This window comes from Moraxella sp. CTOTU49097, from assembly GCF_032064105.1.
GTDB classification, from domain to species: domain Bacteria; phylum Pseudomonadota; class Gammaproteobacteria; order Pseudomonadales; family Moraxellaceae; genus Faucicola; species Faucicola osloensis_B.
In genome coordinates, this window is sequence record NZ_DAMBOA010000005.1 from 126,377 (window position 1) to 140,429 (window position 14,053).

General features: G+C 41.5%; 15 protein-coding genes. 12 read left to right on the forward strand and 3 right to left on the reverse strand.

The annotated features are described in order from the left end of the window. Positions 1-245 precede the first annotated feature (245 nt). The 5 genes from RT064_RS05090 to RT064_RS05110 all read left to right on the forward strand — a co-directional run bounded on the left by RT064_RS05090 (position 246) and on the right by RT064_RS05110 (position 3,516). Entirely contained in the window at positions 246-542 is a 297-nt protein-coding gene (locus RT064_RS05090; RefSeq protein ID WP_062334394.1) for an integration host factor subunit beta, read from the forward strand. Positions 543-704: 162 nt separating this feature from the next. Beyond that, positions 705-1,064 (forward strand): lipopolysaccharide assembly protein LapA domain-containing protein, encoded by a 360-nt coding sequence (locus RT064_RS05095; RefSeq protein ID WP_007116364.1) that lies wholly within the window; start codon positions 705-707, stop codon positions 1,062-1,064. 77 nt (positions 1,065-1,141) lie between these two features. Next, entirely contained in the window at positions 1,142-1,843 is a 702-nt protein-coding gene (pyrF, locus tag RT064_RS05100) for an orotidine-5'-phosphate decarboxylase (RefSeq protein ID WP_313062169.1), read from the forward strand. A 17-nt stretch (positions 1,844-1,860) separates the two neighbouring features. Next, a complete protein-coding gene (locus RT064_RS05105; RefSeq protein WP_313062119.1) occupies positions 1,861-2,652 on the forward strand; it encodes a metallophosphoesterase in 792 nt (263 codons plus the stop codon). A gap of 114 nt (positions 2,653-2,766) precedes the next feature. Further along, a complete protein-coding gene (locus RT064_RS05110) occupies positions 2,767-3,516 on the forward strand; it encodes a histidine phosphatase family protein (protein WP_313062120.1) in 750 nt (249 codons plus the stop codon). 88 nt (positions 3,517-3,604) lie between these two features. Here RT064_RS05110 and RT064_RS05115 read toward each other — a convergent pair whose 3' ends face one another. From RT064_RS05115 to RT064_RS05125, 3 genes are all read right to left on the reverse strand, one after another. Then, positions 3,605-4,771, reverse strand: a complete 1,167-nt coding sequence (locus RT064_RS05115; RefSeq protein ID WP_313062121.1) for an acyl-CoA desaturase — start codon at positions 4,769-4,771, stop codon at positions 3,605-3,607. A 204-nt stretch (positions 4,772-4,975) separates the two neighbouring features. Then, a complete protein-coding gene (locus RT064_RS05120) occupies positions 4,976-6,619 on the reverse strand; it encodes a sensor histidine kinase (protein ID WP_313062123.1) in 1,644 nt (547 codons plus the stop codon). A 3-nt stretch (positions 6,620-6,622) separates the two neighbouring features. Further along, on the reverse strand, positions 6,623-7,258 hold the full coding sequence (locus RT064_RS05125; protein WP_036603711.1) for a response regulator: 636 nt from the start codon (positions 7,256-7,258) through the stop codon (positions 6,623-6,625). A gap of 332 nt (positions 7,259-7,590) precedes the next feature. On the opposite strand from RT064_RS05125, the gene RT064_RS05130 reads away from it, so the two are divergent. From RT064_RS05130 to RT064_RS05160, 7 genes are all read left to right on the forward strand, one after another. Then, positions 7,591-8,184, forward strand: coding sequence for a 6-pyruvoyl trahydropterin synthase family protein (locus tag RT064_RS05130; RefSeq protein ID WP_007116356.1), 594 nt, complete (start codon positions 7,591-7,593; stop codon positions 8,182-8,184). A 75-nt stretch (positions 8,185-8,259) separates the two neighbouring features. Further along, a complete protein-coding gene (tsaE, locus tag RT064_RS05135; protein ID WP_313062124.1) occupies positions 8,260-8,697 on the forward strand; it encodes a tRNA (adenosine(37)-N6)-threonylcarbamoyltransferase complex ATPase subunit type 1 TsaE in 438 nt (145 codons plus the stop codon). Further along, positions 8,690-10,285: a DNA mismatch repair endonuclease MutL gene (gene mutL / locus RT064_RS05140; protein WP_313062126.1), complete on the forward strand. Its 1,596-nt coding sequence runs from the start codon at positions 8,690-8,692 to the stop codon at positions 10,283-10,285. The genes tsaE and mutL overlap by 8 nt, the downstream gene beginning before the upstream one ends. A gap of 3 nt (positions 10,286-10,288) precedes the next feature. Continuing rightward, entirely contained in the window at positions 10,289-11,341 is a 1,053-nt protein-coding gene (gene miaA / locus RT064_RS05145; protein ID WP_313062128.1) for a tRNA (adenosine(37)-N6)-dimethylallyltransferase MiaA, read from the forward strand. Between the two features lie 158 nt (positions 11,342-11,499). Beyond that, entirely contained in the window at positions 11,500-12,045 is a 546-nt protein-coding gene (hfq, locus tag RT064_RS05150; RefSeq protein ID WP_219333040.1) for an RNA chaperone Hfq, read from the forward strand. A 355-nt stretch (positions 12,046-12,400) separates the two neighbouring features. Beyond that, entirely contained in the window at positions 12,401-13,369 is a 969-nt protein-coding gene (locus RT064_RS05155; protein WP_313062129.1) for a KpsF/GutQ family sugar-phosphate isomerase, read from the forward strand. 57 nt (positions 13,370-13,426) lie between these two features. Beyond that, the gene (locus tag RT064_RS05160) at positions 13,427-13,951 is read left to right on the forward strand and encodes a KdsC family phosphatase (RefSeq protein WP_313062130.1); all 525 of its coding nucleotides are present in this window, start codon (positions 13,427-13,429) and stop codon (positions 13,949-13,951) included. Positions 13,952-14,053 lie beyond the last annotated feature (102 nt).

The following is a 14,053-nucleotide window of genomic DNA, read 5'->3' on the forward strand; positions in this document are numbered from 1 at the left end:
GCGACTAACTTAGTCGCTTTTTTTATTTTCACCTTTTAGGTAATAAAATGGCTATTTAGGCTAAAAAAAGCCGACGAATTTAAGGTGGTTTTGTTATAATATGCGAAGAAAAGTAATAAAATGTAATTTTTCATTATTATGATTGTTGATAGATTGCTGGATGAAATTGGACTGTAACGAAGTTTTTAAAACCATCATTCTGTAATTTAGACTATGACAGTTACGTTTAGCGTGTTAGGGGTAGTATGGAAAAAGTGTTAAACAAATCTGATTTGATCGCTAGATTATCAAGTGAATGTGAGAATATACCAGAAAAAACCATTGAGGATGCCACCAAGCAAATCATTGATTTGATGGTTGATACCTTATCTCAAAATGGACGTGTCGAAGTACGCGGTTTTGGTAGTTTTAGTTTGCATCATCGTGAGCCACGTGTGGCGCGCAACCCTAAAACAGGCGAAAAAGTGACCGTAAAAGCAACGGCGATACCCCATTTTAAACCTGGCAAAGCGTTGCGAGAGGCAGTCAATCACCATCGTTAGTTGCGGTTTTTGAGTCATTTAACGTTATTGAACTTACGCTATGGTTTAATATATGATTGATCAAAAAAGAGTGGACAAAAAATCCACTCTTTTTTTTGAATTATCTGTAATAATAGTGGCATTCAAAAATGTAGATTAATTAAAATAATAAAGGAGAAAACTATGCGTTATCTGTTAGCGATTTTGTTGTTCGTGGTCGTTGGTTATTCATTGATGTTGGTATTGGTGAATAACAACCAAGTCGAAGTAAATTTACTGTTTAGCCAAGTACCACAAATGAGTTTGGGGCTACTGTTGATTATTAGCATCGTTTTAGGGGTCATTGCGGGGCTATTGATAGGTGTGATTTTGTTTCGTGTATTACAGATGAAGCTGGAAAATCAACGCTTATCTAAAGAGTTAAAGCAAACCCAAGAAAAATTGATGCAAACGCAGCATAATTATGAACAGCATTTAGCGCAAACCAGCAACGCAACGATTGCACCTACCGCAGCCAACCCTAATTTACCACCCGTACGATAAGCAATGCATGCTATCGAATTGAAAAAACGAGTCAGTTTGTTATGAATCAAGTGGCAGTACCGCAAGCAACATCACTCATCAAATCCGCCATCAAGTCACCCATTATTGTGGCATTGGATAACATGGATGACCGTCAGGCATTAAGCTTGGCGGATAAGCTAGATCCTACATTGTGCCGAGTGAAAGTTGGCAAAGAGCTATTTACCAAATATGGTAATAGCTTAGTGACATCCTTACATCAGCGTGATTTTGAGGTGTTTTTGGATTTAAAATTTCATGATATTCCTAACACCACCGCACAAGCAGTATTAGCGGCGGCTGATTTGGGGGTGTGGATGGTCAATGTCCATGCCAGTGCGGGGCGCAGCGCCATGCAAACGGTGAAAGAGCGTTTATCAGCGCAAAACTACCAAACCTTAGTGATTGCGGTGACGGTGCTAACCTCTATGTCACAGCAAGATTTGGCTGAAGTGGGCATCACCGACTCGGTAGAAAGTCATGTCAAGCGACTAGCATTATTGACTCAGCAGTCTGGGCTTGATGGGGTAGTTTGCTCTGCACAAGAAGCCAATATGCTTAAAGGCTTATGTGGCAAGGATTTTCTTTTAGTCACGCCAGGTATTAGACTACCAGAAGACGCCAGTAATGACCAAACCCGGATTTGCACGCCCAAAGATGCTATAGCAAATGGGTCTGATTATTTGGTCATTGGGCGGTCAATCACGGCAGCAGCGAATCCCACCGCCAAACTGCACTATATCTTGGATACGTTAAAATAATCCATTTCGAGTCATGTATGCCAGTACGTTTTCAAGTGTTAAGTGATTTACATATTGATAGCTACGCAAGAAGGGATTTGCCGATTGGTGAAATCCCTTACACAAATGCCGATGCTATTTTAGTAGCGGGCGACACGTCCAATGGGCTTTTGGGCATCGAATGGCTGATTGGCGAATCCAAGCGACTTGAGAAACCAATTTTTGTGATTGTGGGCAATCATGAGTATTTTGGTCATAATATTCTTGAGTTAGATACCCAAATAAAGGCATTGACGAAAGATACGCAAGTACATTTTTTACAATGCACGAGCTTTGAATTTATGGGTGTTAGAATTATTGGTACAACGCTTTGGACGGATTATCAATATCAACCACAAGATAATACGTTGGAGATTGCTCAGCAGTTTATGCGCGATTATCGCGAGATTTATTATGATAACCGACTGTTAATGCCCCAAGATACCGTATCTATTCATCAGCGGCAGAGGGCATGGTTGCAAAATGCCTTAAAACAAAGCCAAAAAGATGCTATGCCCACTGTGGTCATGACGCATCACAGTATTAGCCCATTATCTATCGCGCCAAAATATGCCAATTTTCCCAGTAATGCGGGATTTGTCGTTGATTTGAGCGAATGGTTACAGCGCGATTTTGCACCTGATATTTGGCTACATGGACATACCCATGAAGCGTTTGATTATCAGCAAGGTTATACACGTGTCATTGTCAATCCCAGAGCCTACCCCAATGAAATAAGTAGTACCGGGATAGTTTTTGACTGGCATAAAGTCATTGAAGTCATGGTATGATTGGCGCGTTTGCCCCAGTAACATCCCATTTAATCGCTTAAATTTTTGACCTCATCAATTTATAGTATCAATTTATGGTGCAAAGATAAAAAGATATAAGGAAGGCGTAGTTAAATGTCTAATTCAATCAACACCATGCCTGCTCATTTACCGCCCAGTATGATTGACTCGGTCAAGCTACTGCCGAAACATGAGCGACTAATACTATTTACCCGCCATTCATTGCGCGAAATGTCAGATAAAAATGGCTTTGCCAGTTATGCATTGCCACTAACACCAAAAGGTAGAGTGTTGGCGGAGTCTTGGGGGCGTTGGTTGGCTGCCAACTTAGATTACTCAATGGATGTAGATAGCATCAGTAGCCCGATACAACGTTGTATTGATACCGCGATTTTAATGCAAGCAGGGGCTGGTATCTCTAGGAATGTGTCGCACCAATCGCTGTTGGTAGAGCCAGGTAGTTTGGTCGTTGACCATGAAGAAGTGAGTAAGGTATTCAAACAAATTGGTGCGCTCAATTTTATCAATCGTTTTTTGGCGGGCGACATGGCAGGTATTAAAGCGCCACATAAAGGCGGTTTGGATTTATTAGCGCTTTTATTTCAGCATCAGCCAAAGCACGGACATCTATTACTGGCGGTTAGTCATGATACGCTATTGTCAGCATTTTTAGCGGTGATGATGGGCGTAGGTGAAATTAGCTGGGATGATTGGCCAAAAATGATGGAAGGGGTGTTTTTGTGGTTTGATGATAAACCCTTTAGTGATGCAAAAGTACATTTTATTTGGCGTGGACAGTGCTATGAACGCCGATTGATTGAATTGTTAGACCCATTTTCACCCTCTTATCCATTAGAAGACTAATCGATACCCAACAAAACCATAAAAAAAAGGTAGGACTTTATCCTACCTTTTTTGACACAGTCAACCTTTAAACATGTTTATGTTTTAATCAAACATGTTTACCTTTTAAATGATTAACTAAATTTTCAATTTGCTGCGCATGATTGCGAAGTTTATCTTCAATGCCACTAAACTGGTCTTTTAGCTTATCATCGACTTCATGAATACGCTGGGCAAACTCATTCTTTTTCATCTCAATCGCTTGCGTTTTTAACGCTTGCCATTCTGCAATCGTTTTTTTGAAGGCTTGTTGTTCGCTATTTAAACGATCTTTTATCACTTGGAAATCGCTGGTTAAATTCCCTGAAAAAGTCGCAACTTTTTTCTCAGCACGTTTGAATGCCATTTCTGTTTGTGCATGCTGAATAGTAACGTCTGGGACACGTTTTAAATCCCAAGTCAAACCGATTTTTGACAAGCCATAAATAATCCATTTGCTAGGATCATATTGCCACCATTTTACCCCATTGCGATAGTCATATTGGAAAAAGTGATGGTAGTTATGATAGCCTTCTCCCCAAGTGAAAATCGCCAAAATCGGATTATCACGCGCGGTATTGGTATCGGTATAAGGACGGGTACCAAACATATGGCAAAGCGAGTTGATAAAGAAAGTAAAGTGATGGCTTAATACCAAGCGCAGTAGCCCTGCGAGTACTAAGGTACCTGCAACATCACCCACCATCCAACCAAACAGCGCCGGCAAGCCAATATTGGCCAATAAAATCCACAAGGCATAATATTTATCTTGCGCGACTAACACAGGATCAGCTTTTAAATCTGGGATATTTTTGTAGTCATAGTTGCCGCTTGGGTAGTTTTTGAGCATCCAACCAATATGTGAAAACCAAAAGCCACGCTTGGCAGAGTAGGGGTCTTGATAGATATCATCGACGTGGCGGTGGTGCAAACGGTGTCCTGCGCACCAGTCAAATACTGAGCCCTGAACAGCTAAGGTGCCGCCAATCAGAAAGAACCATTTGACAATCGGATGCGCTTGGTAAGTACGATGTGACCATAAACGGTGATAACCGACGGTAATACTTAACCCATTCCAAGCCATAAAGAATGCGAAAATTGCCCAAACTTGCCAACTGACGCTATGTGTCCACAAGTAATAAGGTACAATCAATAAAGCCGCCAAAGGCGTGCTAATTAAGACAAACGCAGGGATCCAATTGATGGGGGCGTTTTCAAAAGATTGAGGTTGTGCCATAGAGATAAATGTCCTGAGGATGATCAAAATACGACATGTATTTTTTTAATCATTTACGCTATATTGTACTGAAAAAATGGAAAAAAGTGAACACATATACACTCAAATTCCCGACAATTTTGCTAAATTGATATCGATAAACTTACTGTAATATGAATGCTTTAGCCAAAAAATTCAATTAAAAATTTTAGCTACAAAGATATTTTAGACAGACGGTAAAGTTTTGGTTTGACAAATAATCCGAAAGCAAGTTTGCCCCTCACTTGGCGCATATTCTAGATTGGCATAGTTTGCCTGACAAAAGGCCTGCGACAAATAAAGCCCCAGACCCGTGCCCTGATTATCGGTGGTAAAAAATGGATTAAATAAATACTGAATATTTTCTTTGGCAACGCCGCGACCTGTATCTATCACATCGATATGAATAGATTTGCCAAATTCATACACTTGAAGGGTGACAAAAGCATGGGGCTGGGTTTTGCTACTAAAACGCAGCCCGTTATTGATGAGGTTGACCAAAATCTGTGCTAGCTGATGGTTATCAAACATAAAACCTTTGTCAGTATGGCAGTGCAGAAAAATATCATGGCCGCTAAAGTTTTCTTGTATAAAATCGTTTAGCCAAGTTTTGGGTTCAATATAAACAAAATTAGGGCGCTGCTGACGAGATAATTTCAGCACATCTTCGATGATTTTATTGACCCGAATGGTTTGGTGATAAATCATCTCATATAGCATGATATTATCATCGGATAAGCCGCTGTCAGCCTCATTAACTTCCTCCATTAATAATTGACTGGCTTGGCTAATGGTTGCCAGTGGGTTACGAATCTCATGGGCAATACTGGCGGATAATTGCCCTAGTGATGCAAGTTTTAACTGCTGTGCACGGCTAAACTCATGGCGTAAATCTTCAATAAAAATAATGGCATATTGCTGTCTTAGTTGAGTGATACGAAGCCGCAAGTCATTAAAACTTTGGTTATTAGGCTCAATGCCAACGGCTAAAGGTGTACGAGTGGTGGGTACATCGAGCCGCACTATTAAAGTTGCTTCAGGCTCTTGGATGATGGGTGCAAGTCTTGCGGCTAATAGGGGGGAAATCTCTAGCAAATTAAAATTATCAAGTGTCTTTGGCAGATGTAGTTGGTCTATTGCGGTATCATTGGCGATAAAAATTTCTAAATCGTGGGATAATACCACCACGCCTTGGTCAATGATTTGCACGATTTTATTGTTAATGGCATTTAGCGCGTTGACTTCATTGACTTGGCGCTCAGAGAGCCGCTCAATTTGTTTAAGCCGTTTGGATAATGTATAACTTAAATAAGCCACCCCGATAAAGCTAATCGCCATTGAAGCCACGTTGTTGACTAGCGCGTAGTTCACATCGTTTTTTAGGGTTTGATAAAACTGCTGATAAATAACCAGTGTGATGGCAAAAATAGTGAGCAAAATAGCTTGGTTGGAGCGCACCAACATAAAAGCTGCGGCAACTTGCACCAAAAACAGCAAAATGACTTGTAAATCATTACCACCGCTAAAATACAACAAGGTAGTGAGTACCAGCGCATCGACAGTTAGCCCGACCATCAACAGCGGATTTTTGGGATAAAAGTAATACAAAATAAATAAAGCAATACTAAAGAAAAAATAGAAAAAGGTAGGGAAAAGATTAATCAATACCCAATAATCATGCTGTGCACTTTTTAATGCCAACATAAAACTAAAGGAAAAAAAGATAGCAATAATAATGCGGTAACCATTGTAGACGTTACCGATTCTTTTGGTTTTATCGTGGGTGCTTGGCTTGTCAAATAGCGATGAAAACGCAGGATTGGTAATCATGATTTAGGGTTGAATCAAACCGTGACGCATAGCCAAATGGGTAAGTTTGACATCACTGTCAATATTAAGCTTTTCAAAAATACGATAGCGGTAGGTATTGACTGTTTTGACACTCACAAACAACTGATCGGCGATTTGCTGTGGACTTTTGCAATTGACCACCATCATCGCCACCTGCATTTCTCGCTCACTTAGCGCATCAAATGGCGACTCTGAATTGTCAGTGAATAAAATATCAGCAAGCTGCTCGGCAACATCGGCACTAAAATAACGCCCGCCTTGGTGGACTTTTTTGATGCCTTTAATCATCTCATCAAGCGGTGTCCCTTTGGTGATATAGCCACTCACCCCTGCTTTGATGAGCATGGATGGGTAGGGCTGCTGAACTAGAGAGCTGACCGCCAAAATCTTGGTATTTTTATCGGTTTGTAGCAAGCGCTTGGTGACTTCTAACCCGCCAATGGTAGGCATATTGACATCAAGTAATACCACATCGGGTTTTAATTGTTTGGTTTTGATAATCGCGGTTTCACCATCTGCAGCTTCACCAATCACATCAATATCAGGGCTATCTGACAGCATCCGTACGATGCCCATTCGGACTAAATCATGATCGTCAACCACCAATACTCTAATCATCATTTTTTATCTCCACCGCGCTTATCTTTATGACAACAAAGTTTTGTATCAATAACACTTTATATCAACAAAACTTTATATAAAAAAGACTCAGCTAAAAAAAACTCATTTTTCAACAATAACTGTCTATCCCCAAGTTTTTATATTAGCACAGTTAGCGATTTAAGACGTGAGTTACTGTCTTAAATGTGACGAGATTTTTTGTTTAGGTGACGGGTAAATTTAGGTAGGCAAATTTGCGCATATGACGAAAATTCGCTTAACTTGCCCAATAGCTTTATAATAGTCAGCATTCAACCCTTTATTACTGCTAAAAAAATGCGAATCCCATTATGAGAATTAGAAAGCTATTTAAATTTGAAAATGCCCATATCGTGCGCAATTGTAGCTCCGATCGCTGCAAGTACTCGATTCATGGGCATAGTTACCAAATCGAGCTGATTTTAGAAGCGCACCGCCTCGATCACGGGCAAATGGTGTATGATTTTGGGCTGTTAAAATCATCGATTAAAGACATCATTGATAGTTTTGATCACGCTATTTGTTTTTGGGATAAAGATGACCCTGACTATATTGACGCCTGCAAAAAATTTAGCGCGCGCTGGATTAGTTTGCCTGTTTCGCCCTCAGCAGAGCAGTTTAGCCGCGTGGTGTTTTTTTGGGCAAGAGAAATCTTAAAACAAACCCAAATGCAAAACGGCGAAACCGATGTCAAAGTCTATTCCGTCATCGCTCACGAAACAGCGACAGGCTATGCACAGTGCTTTGAAGACGATGTCGATAACGCCCAAATGGGCGCGTTGACGCTGGGTGATTTTGAATTTAGCGAGCAAGTAAAAGCCGAATGGCATGACCCAAACATGTATGACAAATTAAAAAAAGGCGAGAAATTTGTCAATCCGACAGTGGTTTTACAAGTTGACTAAGCTGTTGGTATCTGATGGGGTTGTTGCAACAATTTTTGATTCAGGACAAACATGGGGCAAGCTGGGAAAATCGACATGAATAAAACTATCCTCTTAAAATCCGAAACCGACACCCAAGCCTTCGCTAAAGAGCTTACCAAAATGAATTTAACCGGTAGCGTTTGGCTGTCGGGTGATTTGGGTGCGGGCAAGACCACGCTTACCCGCTATTGGCTACAGGCAATGGGGCATACAGGCGCGGTAAAAAGTCCGACTTTTACCCTGGTTGAACCTTATCGTATTACGCAGGACGATGGTACAATTAAGCCGGTTTACCATGCCGATTTATACCGTCTCAATGATCCTGAAGAATTGGAATTTATCGGCTTTTATGAATACCAAGATGAGCCAAATAGTTTGGTGATTATTGAATGGGCGAGTCGTGCAGCAGGCTATTTGACGCCGCCCAATGCAAGCATTGATATTAAACGCCTGGATGACGAACAACGAGAAGTGACGATTAGTTTTGCCTGACAACCGTATTCATAAATTATCCCCACTGCTTATCAACCAAATCGCCGCTGGCGAGGTAGTGACGCGTCCTGCTTCTGTGGTCAAAGAACTGATTGAAAATGCTATCGATGCCAGCGCTACTCATATTCGCATCGATATCGAACAAGGCGGGCTTGGGTTGATTCAAATTAGTGACAACGGCATGGGAATTCATCCTGATGATATGACGCTTGCAGTCACTCGCCACGCCACCAGTAAACTTGCTAATGTCAGCGAGTTGGTTGGTATTCATAGTTTAGGCTTTCGCGGCGAGGCACTAGCCAGCATTGCGGCGATATCGCATCTGACATTAACCAGTAGTCACAATGACAGCGGTATAGGGCAGCAGCTGAGCGTGAGCGGTAGTGAGGTAAGCCAAGCTACTATTCGTCCTATCGTAAAACATCGCGGCACGTGTGTCAGCGTTCGCGATTTGTATTTCAATGTGCCAGGCAGACGCTCGCACCTAAAAAGTATTGCCACAGAATTTTCCCATATTGAACAAGTCGTGCAGCGATTAGCGATTAGTTTTGCCGATGTGCAGATTGAATTATATCATCAAGACAAGCTGCGTTTTAGCTTAACGCAGTCAGCCCAAGCCCCTCACCAAAATTTACAGGGTGCTGCATTGCCTTTTTTGCCCGCGTTTAGTTTGGCGCGGCTTGAACAAGCGTTAAATTTGCCCTTGGCTGACATTGCACAGCCATTTTATTTATCGCTGCAAGGCTTACAAGCACAGCCAGACAATTTAAGTGCCCAAGTCACCGGCTGGTTTTTTATCGCCCATAAAAATAATCTGCCAAAACTGATTTATATCAATCATCGTTTGGTCAGTGATTTGGCGATTAGTCAAGCCATACAAAAATTGGGTCGCAAGCTAGGTATTGGCATCGATAATTCACTACAAATGGGCTATGCGTTGTCTTTTGAGCTGCCTGCCGAGTGGATAAATGTCAATATTCACCCAAGTAAACAACAAGTCAAAATCCAACCATTGACCAATATATTAGCTTGGTTGTCTCAGCATATGCTAGAGCAATTGCAGCCTAAAATGACAGCGCTAAACACCCTGCAACAGCAAGCTTGCGTGACAAAAACTAATAACAGTAACGTCGATAAATTTCAAAACTTGCCTGCGGGTGAAGCTACCCCCATTCACTATATAAAGCCTAATGACCAACCCAAACCCACCAATCACATAACTCATGTTGCCGAAAATCAGTCGATGTATCAGCTGGGAGCCAAGGGTGATTTTGATAAGTTAACAGATAGCGACTCGATACAGCTAGTGACCTTATTTGATAGACAGCATGAATTTGAAAGACAGCATGAATTTAAAAGTAAGCATCAAACTTTTGCTTTAATTTTTTGGCAAGGATATTTTTATCTGATTGATTTACAATACCATCATATAGACAGTGATGATAAAGCGTATGTTCAATCTTATTTGAATCAAGCTGATTTTATCCAAATTGCCGATAATGCCATTCGAGTCAGTGAAACTGACATGCTACAATGGCTGCTGTCGCATTCACCTAATTTCCAGTCATCTATAGAATCCCCAGAATAAGCTATGATAACAGCCGATAAACAAGACGTGATTTGCCTTATAGCACCTACTGCCAGCGGTAAAACAGCGTTGGCGTATGAACTCTACGAAACAGGCAAATATAGTCTTATTTCGGTAGATTCTGCCTTGATTTATCGGGATATGAATATCGGTACTGCCAAACCGACACGTGAAGAATTGGCACACTATCCGCATGCGCTCGTTGACATCATCAGTCCTGAGCAAAGCTACAGCGTTGCGCAGTTTGTCAGCGATGTGGACTATCATATCAATCTTGCTCATCAGCAAAATAAAACACCTGTGCTGGTGGGTGGAACGATGATGTACTATATGGCACTGATTCAAGGTATCAATGATATCCCAGCAACCTTGCCAGCGACTCGCCAAAAAGTCAGCCAACTGATTGCCGAGCAGGGGATTGAACAGCTGCATGCTTATTTAACTCAGGTAGACCCCATCCTTGGTAAGCAACTCAAAACCACAGACACCCAAAGAATTGGCAGAGCGGTGGAAATCTATCTACAAACAGGTAAGCCATTAAGTGCTTGGCAGAATCAGCCCTCTAGGGCATTGGCCGACAATCCACATCAGCGTTGGCAGATTTTAGCCGTGATGCCAGATCGCGATTGGTTACACAAGCGTATCGCACTTCGGCTAGATATCATGTGGCAACAAGGTTTTTTGCAGGAAGTGATTGCCCTGCGACAACAGTATCACCTCACGGCTGATCTGCCATCTATGCGCTGCGTTGGCTATCGGCAAGCTTGGGATTTTTTAGAAAAAATACAAAATACAACAGTGTTTACACATGATAATAATGAAGAAAATTTTCATGATAATGTGGCGCGTTTTTTACTAAACACGCACAGCTCCCCAATTGAAGATTATAGACAAACTATGCAAAATGAGGCATTATATGCTACAAGACAGTTAGCAAAACGCCAATATACATGGATGCGTAAGCTAGTAAGTACACAACAATTGGTTGAGCGGTTTGCTATAACACCCTTAACAACTATTGATCAGGCAAGAACGCGGCTAATAAAAACAAGCTAAAAGCAGTGCTATGCTTGGGTGATACTATTTGAGTACTTGTTTAATATAGCTCTGACAATCCGTGTTAAGCCAATAAGCTGTCATTTAAGGTATAATTAAAAAGTCGTCTAAAAATATAATAATTTAACTAACTTTCTGTTTATTTCTGGGAGAAACCTATGTCAAAAGGTCAAACACTACAAGACCCTTTCTTAAATTCTTTGCGAAAAGACCGTATTCCAGTGTCTATTTTTTTAGTCAATGGTATCAAGCTTCAAGGTCAAATCGAATCTTTCGATCAATATGTGGTGTTACTCAAAAACACTGTCAGTCAAATGGTATACAAACACGCCATTTCGACGGTGGTGCCAGCCCGCAATCCACGTTCAGCTACGCCAATGCCAGGGGCAAGTGGCTACGGTCAATCTAGCCAAATGGGATTTGGTCAAGCAGGCGGTTTTGAACAATCAGGCTATGGCGCAAATCGCACAGGGTTTGCTAATCGTGGTGGCTTTGGCGATCGCGGTTTTGATGGTGGCGGTTATGACAATGATCAACGTGGCTACCCGCAGGAGCGTACAGGGTTTGCGCAAGCACCGTATGATCGCAGTGGTTTTGCTGACCGTGGTTTTGATAGCGGCTATGACACTATGAATTTTGAGCCTACCAAAGATGATGCCAACTTTGACGATGATGCAAACGGCAATGGTGAAGACAAGTACTAATTTTTAAATTCAAAACATCATATTAAGTGGCGAACCCTCTCAGTGTTCGCCATTTTTTATAGCTTTTATAACTTGTCTTTTATAGTTTATTTGGAACTGATTTAGCAATGCCTAGATTGTTAATATAAACTCGATGAAATGTTGTCAAAATATGTATTTTCGGACTTATCCCGTGAATATTGGCTGAAATTACGCTATGATAATCAGACTTTAAAAAATTTTAATTTTTTAGCTTTAAATATTGTTGATGCTAACTATTAAACGCCTGAATAAGCGTATAGTAATAAGCGCATAAAGATAGGTGCCCGAAAAAAGCGCACCAACAGCCATTTTGAAAAATTAGTGAGGAATTATCTTGGATGCATCGGTTGATTATTTAAAGCATGCCAAAGACGCTATCAAAACGGAACAACATGCTTTAGATTTGCTGATTGAACAGCTAGATGAACGATTTGTGACTGCTTGCCATTTGATCGAAAACTGTCAGGGGCGTGTGGTGGTGACAGGCATGGGTAAGTCAGGGCTTATTGGTCGCAAAATTGCAGCGACTTTTGCCTCAACGGGAACGCCGTCTTTTTTTATGCACCCTGGTGAAGCAGGTCATGGCGACCTAGGCATGTTGGTCAAAGGCGATGTGTTAATTGGCATCTCAAACTCAGGTGAGTCAGATGAAATCCGCACGTTATTGCCTGTGGTAAAAAAACTGGGCATTCCGCTCATTAGCATCAGCCGCGACAAACGTGGTATTTTGCCAAGATCTGCCGATGTGGCTTTGACTTTAGGGGCGTCTGAAGAAGCTTGTCCCCTTGGTTTGGCACCGACATCAAGTACCACAGCTACTTTGGCGCTAGGAGATGCGCTAGCGGTGGCATTGGTGCATAGTAAGCATTTTACCTCAGAAGATTTTGCTTTATCACACCCTGCAGGGGCATTGGGTCGCAAATTATTAACTCAAGTAAAAGACTTGATGCATGTAAATAACCTGCCAACCATTGATGAGCATTCGACGCTTAATGAAGCCTTGTTTAGCATGACAGGTGGTAGACTGGGGATGACGGTGATTACCAATGAAAGCAATCAAGTCGTGGGCGTATTCACCGATGGCGACTTGCGCCGTAGCTTAGCGCGCCAATTGGGGCTTGATACGCCGATTAGTCAGGTGATGTCAACCAATCCAAAGTCTGTCAACCCTGATGTTCGTGCGTCTGATGCGCTGACATTAATGAATGAACAAAAGATAAATCAGCTATTAATCATTAATGATGATAAGACTTTGGCGGGCGTTTTGACCTTGCATGAGCTACTGCATGCGGGTGTGAATTAATAGGCTTAAAATAACTACTTTTAAAGTAACTAGGCTTACAATAATAAGGATAAGGTCATGCAAAGTCTGCTCACTAAAGCAAAAAACGTTAAACTATTGGTCATGGATGTGGATGGTGTACTGTCCGATGGAAAAATTATCTATGATGCCAACACGGTTGAAACCAAAGCCTTTAATGTTCAAGATGGCTTTGGTATTCAGCGTATTCACCAAGCAGGGATTCAAACTGCCATTATAACGGGTCGCACTAGTGACATTGTCACGCATCGTGCCAAAGAATTAAAAATTACCCATCTAGTGCAAGGGCGGGAAGACAAATTGACGGCGCTCAATGAATTGTTAGCTAATATTGGTATCTCGCTAGCAGAATGTGCTTATATCGGTGATGATTGGCCAGATATCAAAGCCTTACAATCCGTCGGATTTGCTGTAGCTGTGGCAAATGCCAATGGCGAAGTCATCAAACGGGTCGATATGGTTACCACGCGCTCAGGCGGAGAAGGGGCAGTTCGTGAGTTATGTGATTTGATATTAAAAGCAACGGGTCATTACGATGATATTTTGGCCAGTTATGTGGTTTAGGTCATACAACTTGGTTTAAGGGACTTATGCTAAGGGATTTGTTCTAAGTGATTTTTTTGAAAGTGATTTATTTTCACTGATTTAGTTTAAGCAATTTGTTTT